We start from the raw sequence: 23684 nt of genomic DNA, 5'->3' as shown, positions 1-23684 counted from the left end.
TGAGCAGGTCTTTTTTTTGTTCTCATTCGAGGACCATGACAAAAAATTGCATCAAGAATTTTAAGTTTGAACTTTCACTAAATCATGCGACAAAACTCGAAGCGTTCCTTGCTGTTTATTTTCATCACCATTTTGGTGGATGTGATCGGTCTAGGCGTAATTATACCGGTGGTGCCGAGTTTGATCGAGGAATTGACAGGAGAGGGACTAAGTCAGGCTTCACAATATGGTGGCTGGTTGCTTTTTTCTTTTGCAGCCATGCAATTCGTTTTTTCACCAATTATGGGTGGGCTTTCCGATCGATTTGGTAGACGACCTGTACTTTTACTTTCCTTGCTGGGATTAGGGATTGATTATGTTTTTCATGCTTTTGCCCCAACACTTTTTTGGCTTTTTGTAGGTCGCCTTGTAGCAGGGATTTTTGGGGCAAGTTTCACTACCGCCACCGCTTATATTGCTGATATCAGTACTCCAGAAAAACGATCTCAAAATTTTGGACTTATTGGAGCTGCTTTTGGATTGGGGTTTATCATTGGACCTGTAATTGGCGGAATGGCCGGTGCAGAATTTGGGCCTAGAGCTCCATTTCTAGTCGCCGCGGCATTGTCCTTATTAAATGTTCTTTACGGGTATTTTGTTCTTCCAGAATCTTTGGAGGCATCGGAAAGACGGGCTTTTGATTGGCGAAGGGCAAATCCAATTGGCTCGTTGATGCACCTCAGAAAATATCCAGTGATATCGGGCCTGGTTTTATCATTGGTCTTGATTTATATTTCCAGCCATGCTGTCCAAAGCAATTGGTCCTATTATACCATGTTTAAATTTGGTTGGGATGAGGCGATGGTGGGATATTCCCTGGGAGTGGTTGGTTTATTGGTGGCGATAGTTCAGGGAGGATTGATTCGGGTCGTGATTCCCAAATTGGGTCAGGCAAAGTCTGTCTATTTTGGGATTGCATTAAATGCCATTGGACTCTTCTGCTTCGGTATTGCTTCTTTGAGTTGGATGATGTTTGTCTTTTTGATCCCTTATTGTTTGGGAGGAATCTCCGGACCGGCATTGCAAGGGATAATTTCCAGTCAGGTCCCCTCTAATCAACAAGGAGAATTGCAAGGAGCGTTGACCAGCTTAGTCAGTTTGACATCTATTATTGGTCCATTGATGATGAATTCAATATTCGCTTATTTCAGTTCTGAAGATGCTCCGATTTATCTACCAGGAGCTTCATTTTATCTTGCGTCAATATTGATGGTCATCAGCTTGATATTTGCCTATAGAGTGCTTTCTACTAGGCTTTTGAAAGCAGTTTAAGTTTTATTCGGCCAAGAGTTTGTCGATAAAAAGTTTATGCTCTTCAACCCATTTAGCATAATATTCTCCTGTTCCCGGACCGTTAAATCCTGTGTGGATTTTCCTTACTTTATGGTTTCTATCCATGTAAATTAACGTCGGGAAAGCTTGCACTTCTTTAAGTGCAGGGAGAGCTTCGCCAGCTTTTTCTTTGTTGGAAACCCCGGCAATCAATTGCGGATAAGGAACATCAAATCGTTCGGCATGTTTTTTTAATCGGCCTACTGCATATTCAAAATCAGGCTTACTTTCGAAAGCCAAAGCAACTACTTCGATCCCTTTTCCTTTATTTTCCTCGTACCAGGGAGCCAGAAAATTTGTTTCGTCCATACAGTTGGCGCACCAAGTTCCAAAAAGCTGAACCAAGACAATTTGATCCTCAAAAGTCGAATCGCCAAGAGAAATGATCTTTCCATCTATATCCGGAAAACTGAAGTCAAGTGTTTCATACCCTTCATTTAGCTGAGTCAGATCATTGTTTTCCGGCAATTCAAAATCTTTATTTCTAATAGCGGAAAAGGTCTGAAAATAAATTGGGCCTGACCTAAATCTGCCAGATACTATTCCGGAATTTGACTCGGAACCGGTAAAGAAAAAGGCATGTCCTCCATCAAATGCACTTAGAAAAAAAGTGTCTCCGCTGACGTTTCCTTCCAAAAATCGATAGTCTCCAAAATTGGTTAGAAAAGTTCCCGTGATTTTATTACCATTTTGCTTGAAAACTCCAATTGCCTGATAAGTGCTACTGTCTGATCTTGTGAATTCAAACTCCCATTTCCCGGAAAAATCAGAAGTTGGTTCTTCCAGAACAGGGAATCTTGTTTGGATATTTCTTTCCGCAACAAATGCAGATTTATAGTTTTCCTGGTAATTGCGCTGATATCTTCCACGTATTACTCCATCCTCATCTAGCTTCGCAAATACCTCTGAATCAAAGGCATTCATTTCAATATGAATGCTGTCACCCTTGATGGTGACATCTGGGACGGCTAGTCTTTCCTGATCATTTATCAGATAAGCAGTCCATTGATTTTCAGATTTTTCCAGATTGATCCAAAAAGGAAGATGGTCATCTCCTAAATCTAAATATCCATGCCATTCTCCTTCAAAATTCGCGGTTTTTTTTGTGGAGGTATTGCATCCAAATAGGAAGGGAATCAGTGCTAGTAGGATTAATTTTTTCATAGGTGAGGAGCGTAGCTACAAATCTAAATTAATATTCAATTAAGTCTACAAGATTTGTAGGGTAGTATATGTTTGAATTGAGAAAAATAAACTGGCTTTGGAGATTCTTTTAAAAATTTTGGGAAATCTCTCCACTTTTCTACCCCTCTTCTGGGAATGATTCAATAAAATTGGATTTTACAGGAAAAAAAGCCCTCCAGAATGTTAATAATTGAGGTTTTTTGAATTTTATAATGGGCTGTTAATCATCTGAATATCTCTGAAATATTCCTTGAAATATTTTGAAAAATATTGGCTTGGATGAAACTTTTGGCTACTTTTAAGAGAAAGTGGGAAAAAGTGGGGGAAAGTGGTAGAATGTGTATATCATTTTATTACTTTTGTCTTTACCACATATATCAGGGAAAAAGAAAGCGATGTTCAACAGCCATTACGATTGTAAGCTAGATCCGAAAGGTCGTCTGGCGCTGCCGGCAAAAATTAAGGCAGCGATACCAGAGGCTAATGGGACTACTTTGATGCTTCGGATGGCAGAGGATCATTGTTTGGCTTTGTATCCTATGGTGGAATATAGGAAGTTAGAAAATCAGATAAAATCTCTGAACATCAACAATCCTGAACAGCGTGCATTGCAGCGTGCATTTTTCAATACTGTAGTCGATGTGGAGTTGGACAGCGCCGGTAGGCTTTTGATACCGAAAACGTTTCAGGCTTACGCAGGACTTGAAAAAGAAGTAGTTGTCGCCGGAAACGGGGCACGAATAGAAATCTGGAATCCTGAAAATCATGCCAAGCATGTCATCCCTGATCCGGCTGACTTGTCGGCTTTGATGGAAAAATACCTCTCCTAAACCATGACAGAGTCTGTTTACCATATTCCAGTGATGCTAGCTCAATGCACTGAAGGCTTGGCTATTGACCCCAACGGAACCTATGTCGATGTCACTTTCGGTGGAGGTGGGCATTCACGTGAGATCCTCAAGCATTTGGACAAAGGCCATCTTTATGGATTTGATCAGGATGCAGATGCCATTGCAAATATTCCGGAAAATGACCGGTTCACTTTCGTGGAAGCCAATTTCCGGGATCTGAAAAGGTATCTCAGATTACATGGTGTGAAGAAGGTTGATGGGATTTTGGCGGATCTGGGAATTTCTTCCCATCAGATTGATGAACCTAGTCGGGGATTTTCTACCCGCTTTAGTGGTAGTCTGGACATGCGGATGAATCAGTCGGCGGATCTTTCTGCCAAAGAGGTGCTCAATACTTATGAGGAATCTAAGCTTCATAAGATTTTCGGCATTTATGGAGAAGTAAAAAACGCAAAAACCTTGGCACAAGCAGTTGTCGCTGAGCGGGCTTCGCAGCCTTTTGAAACGACAGAAGGGTTTACGTCTTTCTTGAAGAAATATGCCCCTCGAGGCAAGGATTTCAAATATTATGCTCAGGTCTTTCAGGCTTTGAGAATAGAAGTGAACGATGAGATGGGAGCTTTGGAAGAAATGTTGCTGAGTGCTGTGGAATTGCTAAAGCCAGAGGGAAGGTTGGTAGTGATGAGCTATCATAGTTTAGAGGACCGATTGGTCAAAAACCTGATTCAAAAAGGAAAATTTCAGGGAGAAGTAGAAAAGGATTTTTATGGCAATCTGATCAGGCCACTTGAACCGGTAGTACGGGGAGCGGTAGTCGCTGATGAGGAAGAAATAGCAAGGAATCCAAGAGCAAGAAGTGCAAAACTGAGAGTTGCTAAAAAGACAGGGAAATGAGCGAGAACAGCTTTAAGAAGAAACTTAAAAAGGAAAATGCTTCCAAAAAGAGTGGAGGTCCTAGAAAGACCATATTCACTTGGATAGAAGAAAAGTTAAATGTGACGGGGTTGCTTGGAGAAGGTGTCCCGGTGCAGTTGGTTCCGCCAGTTGGGTTTGTAGTCCTTTTGGCGTTGATCTATATCTGGAGTAATCACCATGCTGAAAACATGGTGCGAAAAATTGAAAAGGCACAGCAGGAGGTCGAGGACCTTCGTGCGGATGTAACTACGCTTGAAGCTGAGTACATGCTAAGCAGCATGCAGTCAGAAGTGGCAAAACGTGTTTCGGCACAAGAAATAGAAGAATTAAATCAACCACCGATCAAGATCGAGGTAGATAAGTGAATATAAAACGATCCATATTGCTCCGAGTGAGGGTGGTATTCATCCTTGTTGCGCTGGTTGCGGCCGCAATACCTTACCGTATTGCCCAGCTCCAACTAGATGAGGGGGACAAATGGAGAGAAAAAGCCGAAACCATCAATTTCCAATATAGAGAGGTGCCAGCCACTCGGGGAAATATCTATGCCGGTGACGGAAGTTTGATGGCCACAAGTTTACCTTTTTATAGAGTAGCAATTGATCCAACAATTGTCAAAGAAGATCGGTACAAGGCAAAAATCGACTCTTTGGCCCAGAAGCTTTCAGCATTTTATAAAGACAAATCCGCAACAGCTTATAAGCGGATGATCAACGATGCACGAAAAGACAATAAGCGGTATTTGGTTCTTAATAGAAGACAAATCGGCTATCAGGATATGCAGGAAATGTCTAAGTGGCCAATTTTTAGAGGAGGCCGTTTGGGCGGAGGAGTGCTGTTTGAAAAAGTAGAAAAAAGATATCGACCATTTAATTCCCTTGCCAGCCGTACCGTTGGCTTTTTGAATGAAGATGAATACGGTGCAGGAATCGAATATTCATTCAATGAGTACTTGAAAGGCACGGACGGAAAAGCTTTGTTCCAAAGACTTGCCGGAGGTAGCTGGAAGCCGGTTTTCGATGCGGAAGATGTGAAGCCAGAAAACGGGTCAGATATCGTGACGACCCTGGATGTAAATATTCAGGATGTTGCTGAAACAGCATTGAGAAGGCAATTGGTAGATCGAAATGCGGAATTTGGTTCTGTTATCGTGATGGAGGTAAAAACCGGTGAGATCAAAGCCATTACCAACCTTCAAAAAAATAAGAGCGGCAATGGATATGGTGAAAACTACAATTTCGCCATTGGAGATCAGGGGAATACCGAGCCTGGTTCCACTTTTAAATTGTTGTCGATTTTGGCCCTTCTGGAAGAGAATAAAATCAGCTTAAATGATAAAGTAGAGACTGGAAATGGTGCTCATAAATTTTATGACCGTACCATGACCGATGCAAAAAACGGAGGCTACGGCACATTGACTGTCCGTGAGGCATTTGAGAAATCCTCGAATGTTGGAATATCAAAATTGGTGGATGAATATTTTGGCTCGAGCCCTTCCAAGTTTATGGCCTATGTCGATAAAGTTGGTTTAAAAGAGCCAGTTGGATTCCAGTTGGTCGGAGAAGGAAAGCCTTATTTCAAGAAGCCTGGAGATAAAAACTGGTATGGAACCTCTCTTCCATGGATCTCTATTGGGTACGAAATCAAGTTGAATCCGCTGCATACGCTGGCACTTTACAATGCTGTCGCCAATGGCGGTACAATGGTCAAGCCTATGATCGTACGGTCAATTTCTAAAGGGAATACTATTCAGGAAAGATTTGATACTGAAATCATTCGAGATCGAATTGCTTCTGAAAAGACCATCAAGCAATTACAAGAGCTATTAGAGGGAGTAGTTATCAGAGGTACAGCTAGAAACATAGCCAATGCAGACTATAAAATTGCAGGTAAAACTGGAACAGCGCAGAAGTTGGTAAACGGGAGATATACCCGAAAATACTATACAAGTTTCGCTGGCTATTTCCCTGCTGACAACCCGAAATACTCCATGATTGTGGTGATCGATAGTCCGGAAGGTTTTGCTGCCTATGGTGGTGATGTTTCTGCTCCAGTATTTAAAGAGATCGCAGATAGGATTTACGCTTTGGATATCGAATTGAATCCATCCAATCAAAACCAGATTTTCCAGGCTGAAAATAACGACTCAAAAGTTCCATTTATCAAAGCAGGTAGAGGAGGAGAATTGAATGAGATTTTCGAAGAACTAGGAGTAAAGGCTGGTGCAGCGAATGCAGAGGAATGGGTGAAAATGGTCTCAAATTCAGATCAAATCCAATGGCAAAACAATGAAACAGATGAGGCTAAAATCCCTGATGTATCAGGTTTACCATTACGGGATGCCCTATTTATTCTTGAAAACAAAGGTTTGAAAGTCAATTATTCAGGAAAAGGAGTGGTCAAAACCCAATCGCTTTCCCCTGGAACTACATTAACTCAAAACGCAACCATCAATCTGGTTTTAGGCTAAATGAAAGTATTAAAAGACATATTATATAAAGTATCTCTGATCAGCACTACCGGTGACATGGAATTGCGGATTCAGAATATTGTCTTTGATAGCCGCAAAGTGGTTGAAAGATCCGTTTTTGTGGCTGTTCCCGGTACTCAAGTTGATGGTCATGATTTTATCGATACTGCCATCGAAAAAGGTGCTACGGTCATCGTTTGTGAAACTTTGCCAGAGCCGCTAAAAGAAGGTATCACTTATGTACAGGTGGTGAGCTCTTCCAAAGCAATGGGAATCATGGCGGCCAATTATTTTGATAATCCTTCGGATAAAATCAAGGTTGTTGCAGTAACAGGAACAAACGGGAAAACCACTACGGTCACGCTTCTTCATCAGCTTTTCATTGCGATGGGATATAGTGTTGGCTTGCTTTCTACGGTAGAAAATAAAATCAATTCAGAAGTAATTCCTGCTACGCATACCACTCCGGATTCAGTCAGTGTACAAAGCCTCCTTCGTCAAATGCTAGATGCGGGTTGTACTCATTGTTTTATGGAGGCGAGTTCCCATGCAATTGTGCAAGAAAGAATTGCCGGATTGAAACTAGCCGGGGCCGTTTTTACCAATATTTCTCACGACCATCTGGATTATCATAAAACCTTTGACGAGTACATCAAGGCGAAGAAAAAGCTATTTGATGAATTACCGAAAGATGCTTTTGCACTAGTAAATGCGGATGATAAAAGAGGGATGGTGATGCTTCAAAACAGCAAAGCGACTCATCAGACTTACGCGCTGAGGTCTCCTGCAGATTTTAAGGCAAAAATCATTTCCAATACGCTTGAAGGATTGGAATTAGAGATCAATAACAAGTTGATCTGGTTCCGAATGATCGGATCATTTAATGCCTATAATCTTCTTGGAGTGATGGGCACAGCGGTTCTGTTAGGAGAAGATGAAGAGGAAGTGCTGAGAGAACTTTCAGGAATCAGAGGTGCAAAAGGCCGCTTTGATCGAATTTCGATCGGCGGCATCACAGCCATCGTGGATTATGCGCATACACCAGATGCTTTGGATAATGTTCTGAAAACCATCAACGGAGTCCGGACTGGAAATGAGCAATTGATCACAGTAGTTGGCTGTGGTGGAAATCGCGATAAGACCAAAAGACCTGTGATGGCTAAAATAGCTGTTCAGGAAAGTGATAAAGCCATTTTGACTTCTGACAATCCAAGGTTTGAAGAACCTATGGAAATCTTGAAGGACATGCAGGCAGGTATTGGTCCAACAGAAATCAGAAAAATATTGACCATAGAAGATCGCAGAGAGGCCATCAAAACGGCTTGTATGCTTTCCCAAAAAGGAGATATCATCTTGATCGCCGGCAAAGGCCATGAAGATTATCAAGAAATAAAAGGTGTCAAGCATCATTTTGATGATGCAGAAGTAGTGACAGAATTATTAACTCAATTTACCCAGAGCTGAGATGTTGTATCCCATTTTTGAATATTTAGATCAAGTCTTGGACATCCCTGGTACAGGTGTATTTCGATACATTTCGTTCAGGGCTGGGATGGCTGCGCTATTTTCATTGATCATCACCATCAGTTTCGGTCATAAAATCATCGATTGGATTCGAAAAAAGCAGATTGGAGAAACAGTAAGAGATCTGGGGCTAGAAGGACAGAATCAGAAAAAAGGAACTCCAACTATGGGGGGATTGATGATGATTGCTGCGATTCTGATTCCAACACTGCTTTTCGGAGACCTGAATAATATCTATATCATTCTTTTGTTGATCACCACTATTTGGTTAGGAGCAATCGGCTTTTTGGATGATTACATCAAAGTATTCAAAAAGAACAAAGAAGGACTTGCAGGTAAATTCAAAATCGTCGGTCAAATCGGAATCGGGATTATCGTGGGAGCTACGCTTTATTTCAATGAGGATGTGGTGATTCGTGAATTCCAAAACCCTGTTTCTATTGAGGAAGGAATAGTTGAAACTCCGGCATTTAAGGATGTAAAAGTTGCGAAGACCACTATTCCATTTGTAAAAAATAACGAGCTCAATTATGAGACGCTTTTAGGCTTTTTGGGTGAGGCAATGACTCCAGTACTGTACATTCTTGTGGTGATTTTTATCATCACGGCAGTTTCTAACGGAGCAAATATCACGGACGGGATTGATGGATTAGCAGCTGGAACTTCGGCCATAATAGGCCTTACAATCGCCATTTTTGCCTATATCAGTGGTAACGCCATTTTCTCCCAGTACCTAAATATTATGTATATCCCTAACTCTGGAGAGTTGGTGATTTTCGCATCCGCATTTATCGGAGCATGTATCGGATTCCTTTGGTACAACGCATATCCAGCCCAGGTTTTTATGGGAGATACAGGAAGCTTGATGCTTGGAGGAGTGATCGCAGTATTGGCTTTGACACTTCGAAAGGAATTATTGATTCCGTTGATGTGTGGGATTTTCGTGGTTGAAAATGCCAGTGTTATTCTGCAGGTGAGCTATTTCAAATACACAAAAAAGAAATATGGAGAAGGGAAGAGGATTTTCCTCATGTCCCCACTACATCATCATTATCAAAAGAAAAGTATCCCTGAAGCCAAAATCGTAACCCGGTTTTGGATTGTTGGGATTTTACTGGCAGTCATCACATTGGCGACTTTAAAATTGAGATAAAAGAAAATGAAACAAATAACCATACTAGGAGCCGGAGAAAGCGGATTGGGGGCAGCAATGCTCGCAAAACGGAATGGCTTTGCCGTGTGGGTTTCAGATTCGGGTAAGATTTCAGAGGCAAGAAAAGAGCAGTTGGAGTTGGAAGAAATCCCCTACGAAGAGGGGTTGCACTCTGAAGCAATTATTCTCAATTCTGATTTGATTATCAAATCTCCAGGGATTCCGGAAAAAGCCTATATCGTCCAGAAAGCATTGAACGAAGGTATTGCGGTTATTGATGAGTTGGAATTTGCCAATCGATTCAGTGCAGGGAAAGTGATCGCAATTACCGGGACAAACGGGAAAACGACCACCACTTTGCTCACTTACCATTTGTTGAAGTCAGCTGGTTTGGATGTGGGATTGGCAGGAAATGTCGGCAAAAGCTGGGCTGCTCAATTGTTGGATGGAGATCACGATTGGTGGGTTATCGAATGCAGCAGCTATCAAATTGATGGATTTATCTGCTTTAGACCAGCAATTGCAATCTTGACAAATGTCACTCCTGATCATTTGGATCGCTATGACTACAAGCTAGAGAATTACTTACAGTCCAAATTTAGGTTGTTTAAAAATATGGGCCAGCGGGATAAAGTCATCTTGAATGCTCTTGACCCTTTGACTGCGGAAGGCTTAAATAAGAATAAAGTAAAGCCGGAATTGTTCTGGTTTTCCACCAATTCAACTCAGGAAAATGGTGGATTTGTCCATGACGGACAATTGGTATTGAAGGTAAATGAGACGAGTATCTCAATTGCTTTAGACAAACTCTCTTTGAAAGGTGAGCATAATTATATGAATGCCATGTGTGCAGGAACTGCAGCTTTGCTAGCAGGAGTGCCAGCGGAAAAGTTGGAAGAGGCTTTTGGCACTTTCAGAAATGCTTCTCATCGTATGGAGCTGATCAGAGAGATCAACGGAGTCAGCTTTGTCAATGACAGCAAAGGAACCAATGTAGAAGCTACTGCTTATGCTTTGGATGCATATGATAGTCCTTTGATCTGGATAGCAGGTGGAGTGGATAAAGGAAATGATTACAGTAAGGTTGTCCGCTTGGTGGAGGAAAAAGTGAAATGTTTGATCTGCCTAGGAAAAGACAATGAGAAGTTGAAAAAAGCTTTCAGCGGAGCTGTTTCAGAAATCAGAGAAACTCAAAGTATCAAAGAAGCAGTGAGCTGGGGACAATTATTGGCAGTACCGGGAGATGTGGTTTTGCTTTCTCCGGCTTGTGCCAGCTTTGATTTATTTAAGAATTATGAAGATCGCGGAGAGCAATTTCGATCCGCAGTGAATGAACTCAAACCAGAAACCATCGCATGAATCAGTTTAAAGCATGGATAGATGAGCACTTTAAGGGAGATCCTCTGATTTGGGGGATTGTGATCTTATTGTCGCTGTTCAGCATTCTGGTGGTTTACTCCGCCACGGGTTCCTTGGCCTATAAATATGCTGGCGGCAATACGGAAGTGTATTTGTTCAGACATTCATTTCTGGTATTGGTTTCACTGGTAGTGATGTGGTTTGCACATAAGATTCCATATAGAAATTATGCTTTGTATGCCCGACTGGCCATGTACTTGTCCATTCCTCTATTGGCACTGACTTACATGTTTGGTTCCAATATCAATGAGGCAAATCGTTGGTTGACGATCCCTGTGATTAACCAGGCTTTCCAACCTTCAGACTTAGCAAAACTAGCCCTGATTGCAGCTTTGGCAGCGATGCTGGCGAGCAAACAGAATAATATCAAAGACTTCAAAAACACCTTCGTTCCGATCATTATTGCGATCGGCGTGATCTGTTTATTGATCGCTTTGGCAAATATGTCCACAGCCATTCTCCTTTTGTTGACCTGCCTGCTTATCATGTTTGTGGGGAGAGTTCCGGTGAAATATCTGGCAATGGTAGTGATGGTAGGTATGCTCGGATTGACAGCAGCGGTATTTCTTGGACAAAGAGGGGAAACCTTCTTCTCCAGAATCGAGGCATTTATGGATAAGGAAGATGTTCCATTCCAGGCAGAGCAATCTTACATCGCGATTGCTACTGGAGGGGTGACTGGAAAAGGACCGGGGAACAGTGAGCAAAGAAACTCACTTCCTCACCCTTATTCAGATTTCATTTATGCAATTATCATCGAAGAATATGGCTTGGTTGGAGGCGTTTCAGTTCTCTTTTTATATCTGGCTTTGCTCTATCGAGGGATGCGGATTGTCGCCAATTCCAATAAGGCATTTGGAGGTTTATTATCTGCCGGATTGAGCTTTGCATTAGTGATTCAGGCTTTGGTAAACATGGCCGTTGCGGTCGGATTAGGACCGATTACCGGATTGCCTTTGCCTCTATTAAGTATGGGTGGTACTTCATTGGTATTTACAGGGATTTCTTTGGGAATCATTCTGTCTGTCAGTCGAGGAGATCATCAGGATGAAGAAATGAGCAGTGTTACTGCAGCGAATAAATCAAGATTAAAACCAGTATAACATCGAAACGAAAAGAACATATCGCATCATGATCAGTGGCGGAGGAACCGGAGGACATATCTATCCGGCGATTGCCATTGCGAATGCCTGGAAAGAAGAATTTCCGGACAGCGAGATTCTTTTTGTGGGTGCGCTTGGCAAAATGGAAATGCAAAAGGTTCCTGAAGCAGGCTATAGGATTGAAGGTTTGCCAGTGGCAGGTCTGCAAAGAAGCTTGAGTTTGGAGAATTTGAAATTCCCTTTCAAGCTTTTGAAAAGCCTGATGAAGGCTAGAAAAATGGTAATGGATTTCCGCCCAGATGTGGTGGTAGGAGTAGGAGGATATGCAAGCGGACCGGTTTTATTCGCTGCGCAAAGAAAGGGAATTCCAACTTTGGTTCAGGAGCAAAACTCCTATGCTGGACTTACCAATAAGATTTTGGCTAAGAGAGCGAAAAGAATTTGCGTCGCTTATCCAGAGATGGAGCGGTTTTTCCCTGCGAATAAAATTGCCTACACAGGTAACCCTGTGAGAAAAGATATTCTGGAATTAAATGGTAAGAGAGAAGTAGCGCTGAAGCACTTTGGATTGGAAGAGGAAAGAAAAACCATTTTGATTTTAGGAGGCTCTTTGGGAGCAAGAACCTTGAATCAAGCGGTGCTGAAAGACATGAAAGCACTGGACAAAGCGGGTTATCAGGTTCTTTGGCAGTCAGGCAAATTCTATTTCAAAGACATGCTTGAAAAGACTGACGCTTCTGGATTAAAACATATCCATTTGAGGGAATTTATCCGCGAAATGGACTTGGCTTATGCAGCAGCAGATGTGATTGTTTCCCGTGCTGGTGCATTGTCGGTTTCTGAACTTTCCTTGGTAGGAAAGCCAGTAATCTTCATTCCTTCTCCCAATGTGGCTGAGGATCATCAGACAAAAAATGCGATGGCCTATGTCAGCCACGATGCGGCTTGGCTTCTGAAAGACAATGAGGCGGTTGGGAAATTGAAATTGAAAGTAGACGAACTGATGCAGGATCCGGCAATCGGGATTGCATTGGGAGCAAATATTAAAAGTTTGGCAAAGCCTGATGCGGCGATTGGCATTAGAAAAGAATTAGAACAATTGGTAGCATGAGCTTCGAAGGTGTACATAGGGTTTATTTCCTCGGAATCGGCGGCATAGGCATGAGTGCTTTGGCTCGTTGGTTTGCGCATGAGGGATACAATGTATCCGGATATGACCGTACCCCTTCTCCATTGACTGATGAGTTGATCGCCGAAGGCATGAACGTGACTTTTGAAGATTCGCTGGATACAATTCCAGCCAATGTGAAGAAGTCTCCAGAATCTACTTTGATAGTATGGACTCCGGCGATACCTAAGAACAGTATCCAACTGGCGTACTTCCAGGAAAATGGATTTACTCTGAAAAAGAGATCAGAGGTTTTGGGAATGGTGACCAAAAATTTCTACACCATTGCTGTAGCTGGAACCCACGGGAAAACCACTACTTCTTCTTTGATCGCACATTTATTTAAAGATGCCGGAAAGCCGATTGCAGCTTTTCTAGGAGGAATTACCCAGAACTATGAAAGCAATTTGATTTTGGGTAAGAAGAAATCCAAGAAGCAAAGATTTGTGGTGGTGGAGGCTGATGAGTTCGATAGATCCTTCTTGCGATTGCATCCAAACGAAGCAGTTTTGACTAGCACCGATGCGGATCATTTGGATATCTATGGAGATGAAAACACCATTTTGGATGGATTTGGAGAGTTTATCAAACTGATAGATAAAAAAGGAAAGCTGTTTATCCAGTACAATGCAGCAGACCGGTTGGGAGCAGCAAGGCTTCCAAAAGTGCCTACTCGAATTTATGGCCTGAGATCAGAAGGAATCCGTGCAGAAAATATTCAGGCACGTCCGGGATCTTTTGTTTTTGATTATGTGGATGGGCAGAAAGTGATCTCTCAATTGGAGCTGTTTATTCCGGGTTTCCACAATGTAGAAAATGCATTGGCAGCAATCGCGATTGCTTCAGCGCATGAAATTACAGACGAGGAAATCAAGAAGGGTCTGGCTTCTTTCCGTGGAGTGAAAAGGAGATTTGAAATTCATGTCAATCAAAACTCATTAGTGTACATCGATGATTATGCCCATCATCCAGAAGAGATCAGAGCATGCTTGAGTTCGGTGATTGCCATGTATCCGGCTAGCAAACTAACCGTGGTATTCCAGCCACATCTATATTCCAGAACCAGAGATTTTGCAGATGGATTTTCTGAAAGTCTTTCTCTGGCAGATGAGGTGATTTTGCTGGATATCTATCCTGCGAGAGAACTTCCGATTGAAGGAGTGACTTCTGAAATGCTTTTGGAAAAAATCAATTCCAAGAAAAAACTGGTGTTGAGCAAGGGGGAATTGATGGATTACTTGCAGAAATCAGCACCTGAAGTTTTGGTGACTTTAGGCGCAGGAGATATTGACCGTTTGGTACCAGGAATCGCTTCTTGGATGAATTCCAGACAAAAACTGAATGTCGTATGAAAAAGATCAGGATCAAAAAGACGCTTGTTTTTCTGGTGCTCTGCGCAGTGCTGGTCGGCTTCATAGGTTTTGTGGAGAAGCAGACAATGTACAAGACATTCCAAGGAACGGAGATAAATATCAAGGGAGTAAGCGGGGTTTATTTTGTCGAAGACAAAGAAATCCAGGAGATCATGAAAGCGGCATTTCCAGAATTGAAAGCAGGTTTGATGCTAGAGGAAGTACGATTGAGAGAGATCGAAAAGCGATTGAATGGCCATCCATTTATCAAATCAGTGGAGGCTTCGATTGGTCAAAAAGGAATTTTGAATTTAACGATAGAGCAGCATCAGCCAATTGCAAGAATTGCGCGGCCATATGCTGCTGATGGATACATCACTGTGGAGGGCAAGGTGATTCCCACCTCTCCTTCATACACCAGCCGAGTGCTGATTTTGCAGGGTAAGCAGGCAGAATTGCTGATGGAAAAAGGAGATGTGATAGAGCAAATGCCTGAGTTAATGGACCTGATCAATTTCATTGTTGAAGATGAGTTTTGGTCGGCACAGATTCCTGAATTGGAAGTGAATTCGAAGACAGATATCCGAATGATGCAGCAAGTGGGAAAGCAGGTGATTGAGTTCGGTGATGCGAAGGATATTGAAGAGAAGTTTAAAAAGATTGAAGTCTTCTATAAGGAGATATTACCACGAAAAGGCTGGAATGCCTATGCAAGGGTAAGCGTAAAGTTTAAAGATCAAATTGTTTGTGAATAATAGCTTGGGAATGGAAAATGAAAGACTAATTGTCGGACTGGATATTGGAACAACCAAAATCTGTGCGATCATCGGCCGAAAAAATGAGTTTGGCAAACTCGAAGTACTCGGAATGGGGAAAGCCGTTTCTGATGGTGTCAACCGTGGTGTGGTCACGAATATTGACAAGACCGTTCATGCGATCCAAAAAGCCGTGGAAGATGCTTCCGAAATGGCTGATGTGGATATCGTGGAGGTGATTGTCGGTATTGCTGGACAGCACATTCAAAGCAAAATTGTGCATGGTAGCATCATGAGAACTCCTACCGAAGATGAAATCACGGTAGAAGATGTGCGAAGACTATCCAGTGATATGGAAAATATCGTCGTGCCTCCAGGAAACAGCATTATCCATGTGATGCCTCAGGATTACACCGTCGATTACGAAGGTGGAATTAAAGATCCTGTAGGGATGTCAGGAACAAGGCTTGAAGCTGATTTCCACATTATCACCGCACAAACCACAGCAATTAATAACATAAACAGATGCGTTCGTAGAGCCAACCTCACTTCCAAGCAGTTGATTCTCGAGCCATTGGCGAGTTCCTTGTCGGTATTGAGCGAAGAGGAAAAAGAAGCCGGTGTTTGTTTGGTAGATATCGGTGGAGGAACCACTGACATTGCCATTTTCTACGAGAATATTATTCGCCACACAGCAGTGATTCCTTTGGGAGGAAACATCATCACCACTGACATCAAAGAAGGATGCATGGTGATGCAAAACCAAGCTGAACTCCTTAAAACCAGATTTGGCAAAGCCATTGCCAATGAGGCCAACCCAAATGAAATAGTGTCTATCCCAGGCCTGAGAAATAGACCGCCAAAAGAAATTTCAATCAGAAACCTTGCTTCCATCATTGAGGCAAGAATGGAGGAAATCATTGAGATCGTCCAGAATGAAATCATGCAATCCGGTCATTACAAAAAATTGGCAGCAGGGATTGTATTGACAGGAGGCGGATCTCAGTTGCAGTGCATCAGCCAACTGTTTGAATACATGACTGGCCTCGACACAAGAATCGGCTATCCAAATGAGCATTTGGGTAGATCAGTGGTGGAGGAAGTGAAATCTCCTATGTATGCCACTTCAGTCGGGTTGGTATTGGCAGGCTTCAAATCTCTGGATGAGCGCGAAGAAGGATATAAAAAAAGAAGAGCGAATGAAGGCCCCATAGTAAGACAGGAAAATAAGGAGCTGCTTTCAAAAGATATTTTCAGAAGTATCGGTGCAAAACTGAAAGGTTTGATCACTGATGATATAGGAGACGATATTACCTACTAGGGCTTATGATTGAGGGGAGGTAATTGGTCTTGCTGATTATTTCCCCAATTAAACTTTCCACTAACAACAGAAACTAATTCACCAAAAATAAATATGTCAGATAACATGAAAGATTACAGATTTGATCTTCCAAAAAATCAAAAGTCGATTATCAAAGTAATTGGCGTAGGTGGGGGCGGCTCCAATGCCGTAAACCACATGTTCAGCCAAGGAATTAAGGATGTAGAGTTTGTCGTTGTCAACACTGACGCGCAAGCTTTGAAGTCCAGTCCAGTTCCTTTGAGACTTCAATTGGGAGCTAACCTTACAGAAGGTTTGGGCGCAGGAGCAAATCCTGAGCAAGGTAAAAATGCGGCTATTGAGTCTCAGGATGAGATTCGTGAGCTATTGGCGGATAATACCAAAATGGTGTTTATCACAGCAGGAATGGGAGGCGGTACCGGAACAGGTGCAGCTCCGATCATTGCTAAAATCGCCAAGGAACTCAACATTTTGACAGTGGGTATTGTCACTGCTCCATTTATGTTTGAGGGTAAAAAGAAAATGAATGTTGCACAGCAGGGTATCGAGTCACTTCGTGAGAATTGTGATACCGTGTTGGTGATTTTGAACGACAAACTGAGAGAGATTTACGGAAATCTTGCGATCAGAACTGCGTTTGGAAAAGCAGATGATATCTTGACGACCGCTGCAAAATCCATCGCTGAAATCATTACTATCCATCAGGATGTAAACGTAGATTTTGAAGATGTGAAAACGGTAATGAAAGATGCCGGTGCTGCAGTAATGGGATCTTCTACCGAAGAGGGAGAAGGAAGAGCTATCCGTGCGGCTGGTGCTGCGATCTCATCTCCATTGCTAAACAATGTGGATATCAAAGGTGCTGAGAAAATCTTGCTATCTATTATGTCCGGTGAGGACGAGGAACTTTCTATGGACGAATTGAGTGAAATCACTGAATATATCCAGGAGAAAGCAGGTGATAATGCAGAGGTGATCTTCGGTCAAGGTATTGATCCTGAATTAGGCAAAGCGATCCGAGTAACTGTGATTGCTACTGGTTTTGAAATGGACAGATTGCAAGGAGCTGCGAAAAAAGCAGAAATGAAAACTCCTTTGCCAACACCTATCATTGCTCCAAGTGTAGTAGAAAAAGCGCCTGAGCAGGAAGCTGTTAAAACTGTGATTAACCTAGACTCTGGAAAGAGCGAAAAAGTGAAAGAAGAGGCTGTAGGCAATGGTTCTACATTTGTTTTCTCTTTCCCTAAAGCTGCTCCACAGGCTAGCAAGCCAGTAGAAGAAAAGCCTGCTCCAAAAATGGAGAAAGAAGAAGAAGTTGAACCTGAGTTTAATTTCGAAGTGAAGCCAAAGCAAGAAGAAGCGGCTGAATTTGAATTTGTCAAGCCTGAACCAGAAAAGATCGTTCATGATCTATATGAGGAAGAGGACAAAAGTGAGCCTCAGCCAAACAAAGAAGAGTCTGAGCCAGCGGCTCCGGTTTTTGCAAACGACTATTATGAGCAAATGAAGCAAAAAGCGATTCAAAGAGCTCATGAGAGATTCGAGAAGTTAAGAGGCAACCGTACTTTCAATCCGACTCCGGAAGAATTGAAAGAGAAAATGGAAGTGCCAGCTTACCAGCGTAAGAATGTGAAATTGAACGAACCTCAGCACAGTTCAGAGCAAAGCATCAGCAAGTACAATCTGAACGATGATAATGAGATTCTGGGAAATAACAGATTCTTGCACGACAATGTGGACTAAAGCTTAGAATTCAAGCAGCATGTCTGCCTGGGTTTGCAATAAGTCCATGTAAAGCCTGTTGGTGAGCAGGTTATCTGACATATTTTGCTCTATTTTGGCAAGTTTTGGCTTGAGAGCAAGGACATGCATACCCAGATAATGGAATATATCGGTGAGGTGGCTCAATGCGATGCCACCTCCCCCCATTCCAGAAGAGATGCCCACTAGGGCACTTTTTTTATTTCTAAAAGTATTGGGATAGTTCATCCCGTCAATAAACGTTTTTAAGATTCCTGGAAATGACCCGTTATATTCCGGAACGATAAACACAAATTTTTCTCCTTCCTCTAGCTTATCGTGGAAGAGGTTATAGTCCTCGTTTTTCCCATTGTTTTCATACAATGCTGTCTCTATAAAATCAATTGGCAGATTTTCTAATTCCATGATTTCAGAAGCTGCTCCTTTTTCAGAAAGGATAGATTGATAGAGTTCTGCGATAATTTTAGAGACTGAATTTTTTCGGTTGGTGCCAACGATGATTTTGATCATTTCCGGTGTATTTTGTCAGCCTAAACAAGCTGTTTAATCGAATGGTTTGCCCAAGGGCCAATTTTAATATCTTTACTAATTAAGAATTTTTGAAACAATGAACTACGCTGATCAGATAAAAGAAGCCTATCACTTTATTCAAAACCTTCATGCTGAGCCCGTGAATATCGGAATTATTCTAGGAACAGGTCTCGGGAAATTAGGAGAGAAAATCCAGGTGGATATTGAAATTGACTATAGTGAGATTCCCTATTTTCCGATTTCCACGGTAGAAAGCCATTCTGGAAAATTGATTTTCGGAAAAATAGGTGAAAAGAAAGTCGTGGCGATGAAAGGCCGGTTTCATTATTATGAAGGTTATTCGATGAAGGAAGTGACTTTTCCTGTGAGGGTGATGAAACTCCTCGGTGTGCAAAGTCTATTGGTTTCAAATGCTTGTGGGGGACTTAATCCTTCTCAGCATGTCGGGGAAGTAATGATCATCAATGATCATATCGATTTATTTCCTGAGAATCCTTTGAGAGGTAAAAACCTAGATGAGTTTGGAGTTCGTTTTCCAGATATGTCAGATGCTTATTCTCCTAGGTTGATCAAATTGGCTCAGAATATCGCGCTGGAAAATAATTTCATGTTCCACACCGGAGTTTATGCAGGCGTGCAAGGTCCCAATCTGGAAACTCCTGCAGAGTATAAATATTTACGGAGCATCGGAGCTGATGCAGTAGGGATGAGTACTGTTCCTGAAGTCATTGTTGCGAGACAGATGGGCTTGGAGGTTTTTGGGATTTCTGCAATTACTGACCTTGGTGTAGAAGGTAAAATCAAAAAAGTCACTATTGCTGAGGTACTAGCTGCTGCTGCTTTGGCGGAGCCAATTATGGCGAAATTGATGGCGGAATTAGTCACAAGGATGTAAAAGACTGTTTTTCATATAATTTCTTTAGTTATCCTAAAAAATATTAGTCATTTTAAGTAGCAAAATAAACCCACTGTTTTTTAAATAACCTCGAATGAACCATGTCATCAAGTTAATTATCATCCTGATAATGCTTGGGTCAATTCCAGCCTTTGGTCAAAGTGATTCTCTGAGTTTCACTTTTGGTAAAAATCTTGGCAATTTGGCTGGGAGTTATGTCTTGACAGGGAAAATAACCGATAAAGATTCGGGTGATCCTATTGAAGGAGTTGGTCTTCATGTAGATGGTTCATTCACGGGGATATCCTCTGATAGATTTGGCACCTATCTGATCAATTTGAAACCGGGATTACATCGGGTGTCATTTAGGAATTTAGCCAAAATCCCACTTTTTACAGAGATCAGTATTTATGAAAATGCAGTTCTGAACCTCCAAATGGAGGATAAAAGCTATGAGTTGGAAGGAGTGGTGGTTATTTCGGATCAGCCGGATAGAAATGTCCGAGAGCCGATCACGGGAATTACAAAATTGACGACAAGGGAGCTGAAAGCAATCCCCGCATTTTTGGGAGAAGCTGATATTTTTAAAGGCTTGCAGTTACTTCCCGGAGTAAGCACAGTGGGAGAGGGGACATCCGGAATCAATGTTCGTGGAGCCAAAACAGATCAAAATCTTTTATTAATGGATGAGGTGATGGTTTTGAGCTCAAATCATGCTTTGGGATTTCTTTCTGCTTTCAACACGGATGTCACCGAGAATTTCACTTTATATAAAGGCAACTTACCGGCAAATTTTGGAGGTAGATCAGGGTCTGCTTTAAACATCCAAATGCGAGATGGAGATCGGGAAAGTTGGGGAGGGCAAGTAGGAATTGGAACTTCAAATGGAAAGTTTTTAATAGAGGGGCCTTTAGCAAAGGATAAAATCAGCATTATTGGCGGAGCTCGTATTTCAAATACCAATTGGCTACTGAATCAGGCCAGAAATTATGATCTAAAAAACAGCAAACTGAATTTTTATGATGGCTACCTAGGATTATCCTGGAATCTGGCTCAAGGGCACGTGTTAAAGGTTAATACCTTATTGACCAGTGACTATTTTAAATTTTCTGATGAGTTTGGGTATGATTGGACCAATCGGGTAAGTTCAGCTATTTACAAAGGAGTCTTAGGTGAGAATTTCTCCGTCTCAGCTTTAATCGCAGATGGTGATTTCAATAATTCATTTTTTGACCCGGAAGGGATTGAAGCTGCCTCTGTGAGCAATGGAATGCGGTATCAGCAGGGTAAGTTTTCGGGAGTTTGGGCAAAAGATAATATTTCTGTTTCTGGAGGAGTTGAGGCGATTAACTATAAAGGAAAACCTGAAACATTAAGTCCATATGGAGATTTCTCATCCATTCAGGAATCCAAAGTAGGAAAGGAAAAAGGTTTAGAAGCCTCGCTTTTTACGAAAATAGAGTGGGACCTAGGAGAAAAAACTGGGATAGTTGCCGGAATTCGATATTCAACCTTTTCACAAATGGGACCTGATACGGTCTACAATTATGTGGAGGGCGCTCCTATTACAGAAGAGAATATCTCAGGAACAGAGGTCAAAGGAGATGGTAAAATTGTAGGTTATTCAGGATTTGAGCCCCGTTTTTCATTAAGGAGGAATATCAATCTCAGGACTTCTTTGAAATTAAGTTATGCCAGATTGTTTCAGTATGTGCAGTCAGTTAGCAACACCTTTGGACCAACTCCAATCGATCTTTGGCAGCTGAGTACTACCAATATTGCCCCTCAAAAATCAGATAATTTCTCTGTTGGGATTTTCCATAACTCAGAAGGAAATACCTGGGAGTTTTCTGTAGATGCCTTTTACCGATTGACAGATAATCAGATTGAGTACAGAAATTTTGCTCAGATATTTCAAAACCCACATTTGGAAACAGAATTGGTTTTTGGAGAAGGGAAAGCCTATGGAATGGAATTTTTGATTAAGAAAAACATGGGGCTTGTGACTGGATGGTTGGCTTACACGTATTCCAGATCCTTCTTTAAAACAACCAGCCTGTACCCTGAGGAGCAGATAAATGATGGAGAATGGTTTCCATCCAATTATGATAAGCCTCATGAAGTCAATTTTATCTTAAGTAGAAAAATGTATCCAAGAGGGCTGTTTAATTTTAGTGTGAATTACTCTACGGGAAGGCCAATTTCGGCAGTCAATGCCTCCTATATTTTAAATGGATTGTTTGTGCCTGATTATTCAGGGAGAAACGAATATCGGGTTCCTGATTATTTCAGAGTGGATGTTTCTTATACCGTAGAGAAGGTTTTTTCTAAGAAAGGAGACAGCCTAAACTTTAGCATATATAATTTATTGGGACGTCGAAATGCCTATTCTGTTTTTTGGCAAAAAGATGGAGATTCACAGCAGTTGAGACCCTATAGATTAGCCGTTTTGGGAGCGATTTTCCCTTCTATTTCTTACAGTATCAAATTTGGAGGAGGTGCTGATGAATAAGTTTCAATTGATCCGGGCCTTTGCGGCATTCTTGATTTTTGTTTTGGCCAATTCCTGTGTAGAGCAAATAGATTTCCCTTTGGATAAAGGAGTAGAAAAGCTGATTGTATCCGGCCAAGTGAATAATCTCAATGAACCTCAATTGGTATTTCTTTCAGAAACTACTTCCAAAGACCGAGAGCCATTATTTGAGGATAATAAAAATTATGTGTTGAATGATCTGCCAAGGCCTGTTTCTGGGGCAAATATCAAATTGATGGTAATATATGGAGATGGTTTTGCTTCGGTACTTTATACAGAAACTAAAGCTGGGCAGTATGAAATGAACTCAGGAGTTGATTTGGAATCTGCTTCCGAGATCTACCTTGAAATCGAAGTAAAAGGGAAAATGTATCGATCAAAACCCCAAACGATGCCATCAGTGGTAGGTTCTGATGTACTTTCTTATTCATTTACCCGAGGAATTATCGAGGATCAGCCAGAAACTCCTTTTATTTCTATAGAAACTGAAGCGACACTACCTCAACAAACAGGAGGGTATTATCTGAGATGGGATGTGGATGAGGCCTATTACTGGAATTTGACATTTTTCCCAAATCCATTTAATAGAGCTCCGCCAGATTGTTACGTTTTTGGTTATCCGGATCCAGAAAGAATTACCTTGGTCAATGGAGACCTTCTGAATAATGAAGGGAATCAATCCAAGCGGATTGTAGCCCAGCGAATCATAGATGAATCATTCTTGAGTAGGCATTACTTCAATGTGAGGCAAGTCAGTACCAACAAAGAAGCATATGAATATTGGCGAAGGATCAAAGAACTTGTGGGTAATACAGGTTCCGTTTTTGATACGCCCCCAGCACCTGTTCTAGGCAATCTTTACAACGTAAATGACGAGAGTGAAATAGTTCTAGGCTATTTTGAAGTTGCCAAAGTCAATCTGACTAGGATTTATACCACAAGAGCAGATGTTCCTTTTTTCAATGCCGAGGTGTGCACCTATTCACCAACGAGGCCATTGGATGATTATCCTAAAACCTGCTTAAGATGTAGTGAATTCAAAAATAGCAGCAACGATACACCGCCTTGGTGGTTTGATCAGTAAGTTAAATCCCCTTTTTAAACCAAATAGGCACATAGAGTTAAATAGTTTTTGATCTATTGAATCTATGTGATTTGGGAGATTAAATATTCGGTAAGCATTAAATCAGGATGCTCTTCGAAGTCCTTCGTCAAAGGTTTTTATTCGCCTTAATTTCAACCTTAAAGGATAAAATCTTAGAATAAATGAGGAAGAAATGTTACCACATAGCCACATAGAGTTGCATAGTTTTTTTCTATGCTTACTCTATGTGTCTATGTGGTTTGGGAAACTTA

19 protein-coding genes are annotated in these 23684 nt (G+C 41.6%); 17 read left to right on the top strand and 2 right to left on the bottom strand.

From position 1 onward, the window contains the following. Positions 1 to 84: 84 nt before the first annotated feature. Entirely contained in the window at positions 85 to 1311 is a 1227-nt protein-coding gene (locus FHS59_RS08315; RefSeq protein WP_184494684.1) for a TCR/Tet family MFS transporter, read from the top strand. Positions 1312 to 1314: 3 nt separating this feature from the next. On the opposite strand, the gene FHS59_RS08310 is transcribed toward FHS59_RS08315, so the two are convergent. After that, positions 1315 to 2535: a TlpA family protein disulfide reductase gene (locus FHS59_RS08310; protein ID WP_184494683.1), complete on the bottom strand. Its 1221-nt coding sequence runs from the start codon at positions 2533 to 2535 to the stop codon at positions 1315 to 1317. A 416-nt stretch (positions 2536 to 2951) separates the two neighbouring features. On the opposite strand from FHS59_RS08310, the gene mraZ reads away from it, so the two are divergent. From mraZ to ftsZ, 13 genes are all read left to right on the top strand, one after another. Continuing rightward, a complete protein-coding gene (gene mraZ / locus FHS59_RS08305; protein ID WP_184494682.1) occupies positions 2952 to 3386 on the top strand; it encodes a division/cell wall cluster transcriptional repressor MraZ in 435 nt (144 codons plus the stop codon). 3 nt (positions 3387 to 3389) lie between these two features. Next, a complete protein-coding gene (rsmH, locus tag FHS59_RS08300; protein ID WP_184494681.1) occupies positions 3390 to 4301 on the top strand; it encodes a 16S rRNA (cytosine(1402)-N(4))-methyltransferase RsmH in 912 nt (303 codons plus the stop codon). Beyond that, a complete protein-coding gene (locus FHS59_RS08295; RefSeq protein WP_184494680.1) occupies positions 4298 to 4687 on the top strand; it encodes an FtsL-like putative cell division protein in 390 nt (129 codons plus the stop codon). The genes rsmH and FHS59_RS08295 overlap by 4 nt, the downstream gene beginning before the upstream one ends. After that, positions 4684 to 6792, top strand: a complete 2109-nt coding sequence (locus FHS59_RS08290; RefSeq protein WP_184494679.1) for a penicillin-binding protein — start codon at positions 4684 to 4686, stop codon at positions 6790 to 6792. Before FHS59_RS08295 ends, FHS59_RS08290 begins: the two co-directional genes overlap by 4 nt. Then, entirely contained in the window at positions 6793 to 8256 is a 1464-nt protein-coding gene (locus FHS59_RS08285; protein ID WP_184494678.1) for a UDP-N-acetylmuramoyl-L-alanyl-D-glutamate--2,6-diaminopimelate ligase, read from the top strand. Position 8257: 1 nt separating this feature from the next. Beyond that, the gene (mraY, locus tag FHS59_RS08280) at positions 8258 to 9469 is read left to right on the top strand and encodes a phospho-N-acetylmuramoyl-pentapeptide-transferase (RefSeq protein WP_184494677.1); all 1212 of its coding nucleotides are present in this window, start codon (positions 8258 to 8260) and stop codon (positions 9467 to 9469) included. 6 nt (positions 9470 to 9475) lie between these two features. Continuing rightward, positions 9476 to 10828 carry a UDP-N-acetylmuramoyl-L-alanine--D-glutamate ligase gene (gene murD, locus FHS59_RS08275; protein ID WP_184494676.1) on the top strand — a complete coding sequence of 451 codons (1353 nt, stop codon included), beginning with the start codon at positions 9476 to 9478 and terminating at the stop codon, positions 10826 to 10828. Next, positions 10825 to 11991 carry an FtsW/RodA/SpoVE family cell cycle protein gene (locus FHS59_RS08270; protein ID WP_184494675.1) on the top strand — a complete coding sequence of 389 codons (1167 nt, stop codon included), beginning with the start codon at positions 10825 to 10827 and terminating at the stop codon, positions 11989 to 11991. The genes murD and FHS59_RS08270 overlap by 4 nt, the downstream gene beginning before the upstream one ends. 28 nt (positions 11992 to 12019) lie before the next feature. Further along, on the top strand, positions 12020 to 13102 hold the full coding sequence (gene murG / locus FHS59_RS08265; RefSeq protein ID WP_184494674.1) for an undecaprenyldiphospho-muramoylpentapeptide beta-N-acetylglucosaminyltransferase: 1083 nt from the start codon (positions 12020 to 12022) through the stop codon (positions 13100 to 13102). Further along, complete coding sequence (murC, locus tag FHS59_RS08260; protein ID WP_184494673.1) at positions 13099 to 14511, top strand: UDP-N-acetylmuramate--L-alanine ligase; 1413 nt, start codon at positions 13099 to 13101, stop codon at positions 14509 to 14511. Before murG ends, murC begins: the two co-directional genes overlap by 4 nt. Beyond that, positions 14508 to 15266 (top strand): cell division protein FtsQ/DivIB, encoded by a 759-nt coding sequence (locus FHS59_RS08255; protein ID WP_184494672.1) that lies wholly within the window; start codon positions 14508 to 14510, stop codon positions 15264 to 15266. Before murC ends, FHS59_RS08255 begins: the two co-directional genes overlap by 4 nt. A 10-nt stretch (positions 15267 to 15276) precedes the next feature. Then, positions 15277 to 16587 (top strand): cell division protein FtsA, encoded by a 1311-nt coding sequence (gene ftsA / locus FHS59_RS08250; protein ID WP_184494671.1) that lies wholly within the window; start codon positions 15277 to 15279, stop codon positions 16585 to 16587. Between the two features lie 105 nt (positions 16588 to 16692). Beyond that, positions 16693 to 18351: a cell division protein FtsZ gene (ftsZ, locus tag FHS59_RS08245; protein WP_184494670.1), complete on the top strand. Its 1659-nt coding sequence runs from the start codon at positions 16693 to 16695 to the stop codon at positions 18349 to 18351. Between the two features lie 3 nt (positions 18352 to 18354). Here the strand turns inward: ftsZ and FHS59_RS08240 are convergent, their stop codons facing one another. Next, a complete protein-coding gene (locus FHS59_RS08240; RefSeq protein WP_184494669.1) occupies positions 18355 to 18879 on the bottom strand; it encodes an NADPH-dependent FMN reductase in 525 nt (174 codons plus the stop codon). A 97-nt stretch (positions 18880 to 18976) separates the two neighbouring features. Between FHS59_RS08240 and FHS59_RS08235 the strand changes: the two genes are divergently transcribed. From FHS59_RS08235 to FHS59_RS08225, 3 genes are all read left to right on the top strand, one after another. Continuing rightward, entirely contained in the window at positions 18977 to 19795 is an 819-nt protein-coding gene (locus tag FHS59_RS08235) for a purine-nucleoside phosphorylase (RefSeq protein WP_184494668.1), read from the top strand. A 94-nt stretch (positions 19796 to 19889) separates the two neighbouring features. Beyond that, positions 19890 to 22307 (top strand): TonB-dependent receptor, encoded by a 2418-nt coding sequence (locus tag FHS59_RS08230; protein WP_184494667.1) that lies wholly within the window; start codon positions 19890 to 19892, stop codon positions 22305 to 22307. Next, positions 22300 to 23412: a DUF4249 family protein gene (locus FHS59_RS08225; RefSeq protein WP_184494666.1), complete on the top strand. Its 1113-nt coding sequence runs from the start codon at positions 22300 to 22302 to the stop codon at positions 23410 to 23412. The genes FHS59_RS08230 and FHS59_RS08225 overlap by 8 nt, the downstream gene beginning before the upstream one ends. The last annotated feature ends 272 nt before the right edge of the window (positions 23413 to 23684 follow it).

Origin of the sequence: Algoriphagus iocasae, from assembly GCF_014206875.1 — a bacterium.
Lineage (GTDB): Bacteria > Bacteroidota > Bacteroidia > Cytophagales > Cyclobacteriaceae > Algoriphagus > Algoriphagus iocasae.
This window is presented reverse-complemented; position numbering and strand designations above follow the sequence as displayed.

What these genes read in the sequence shown, in the direction of transcription:
- FHS59_RS08315 (WP_184494684.1), top strand. Translation starts at nt 85, where the DNA reads ATGCGACAAAACTCGAAGCGTTCCTTGCTGTTTATTTTCATCACCATT.
- FHS59_RS08310 (WP_184494683.1), bottom strand. Translation starts at nt 2,535, where the DNA reads ATGAAAAAATTAATCCTACTAGCACTGATTCCCTTCCTATTTGGATGC.
- mraZ (WP_184494682.1), top strand. Translation starts at nt 2,952, where the DNA reads ATGTTCAACAGCCATTACGATTGTAAGCTAGATCCGAAAGGTCGTCTG.
- rsmH (WP_184494681.1), top strand. Translation starts at nt 3,390, where the DNA reads ATGACAGAGTCTGTTTACCATATTCCAGTGATGCTAGCTCAATGCACT.
- FHS59_RS08295 (WP_184494680.1), top strand. Translation starts at nt 4,298, where the DNA reads ATGAGCGAGAACAGCTTTAAGAAGAAACTTAAAAAGGAAAATGCTTCC.
- FHS59_RS08285 (WP_184494678.1), top strand. Translation starts at nt 6,793, where the DNA reads ATGAAAGTATTAAAAGACATATTATATAAAGTATCTCTGATCAGCACT.
- mraY (WP_184494677.1), top strand. Translation starts at nt 8,258, where the DNA reads ATGTTGTATCCCATTTTTGAATATTTAGATCAAGTCTTGGACATCCCT.
- murD (WP_184494676.1), top strand. Translation starts at nt 9,476, where the DNA reads ATGAAACAAATAACCATACTAGGAGCCGGAGAAAGCGGATTGGGGGCA.
- FHS59_RS08270 (WP_184494675.1), top strand. Translation starts at nt 10,825, where the DNA reads ATGAATCAGTTTAAAGCATGGATAGATGAGCACTTTAAGGGAGATCCT.
- murG (WP_184494674.1), top strand. Translation starts at nt 12,020, where the DNA reads ATGATCAGTGGCGGAGGAACCGGAGGACATATCTATCCGGCGATTGCC.
- murC (WP_184494673.1), top strand. Translation starts at nt 13,099, where the DNA reads ATGAGCTTCGAAGGTGTACATAGGGTTTATTTCCTCGGAATCGGCGGC.
- FHS59_RS08255 (WP_184494672.1), top strand. Translation starts at nt 14,508, where the DNA reads ATGAAAAAGATCAGGATCAAAAAGACGCTTGTTTTTCTGGTGCTCTGC.
- ftsA (WP_184494671.1), top strand. Translation starts at nt 15,277, where the DNA reads ATGGAAAATGAAAGACTAATTGTCGGACTGGATATTGGAACAACCAAA.
- ftsZ (WP_184494670.1), top strand. Translation starts at nt 16,693, where the DNA reads ATGAAAGATTACAGATTTGATCTTCCAAAAAATCAAAAGTCGATTATC.
- FHS59_RS08240 (WP_184494669.1), bottom strand. Translation starts at nt 18,879, where the DNA reads ATGATCAAAATCATCGTTGGCACCAACCGAAAAAATTCAGTCTCTAAA.
- FHS59_RS08235 (WP_184494668.1), top strand. Translation starts at nt 18,977, where the DNA reads ATGAACTACGCTGATCAGATAAAAGAAGCCTATCACTTTATTCAAAAC.
- FHS59_RS08230 (WP_184494667.1), top strand. Translation starts at nt 19,890, where the DNA reads ATGAACCATGTCATCAAGTTAATTATCATCCTGATAATGCTTGGGTCA.
- FHS59_RS08225 (WP_184494666.1), top strand. Translation starts at nt 22,300, where the DNA reads ATGAATAAGTTTCAATTGATCCGGGCCTTTGCGGCATTCTTGATTTTT.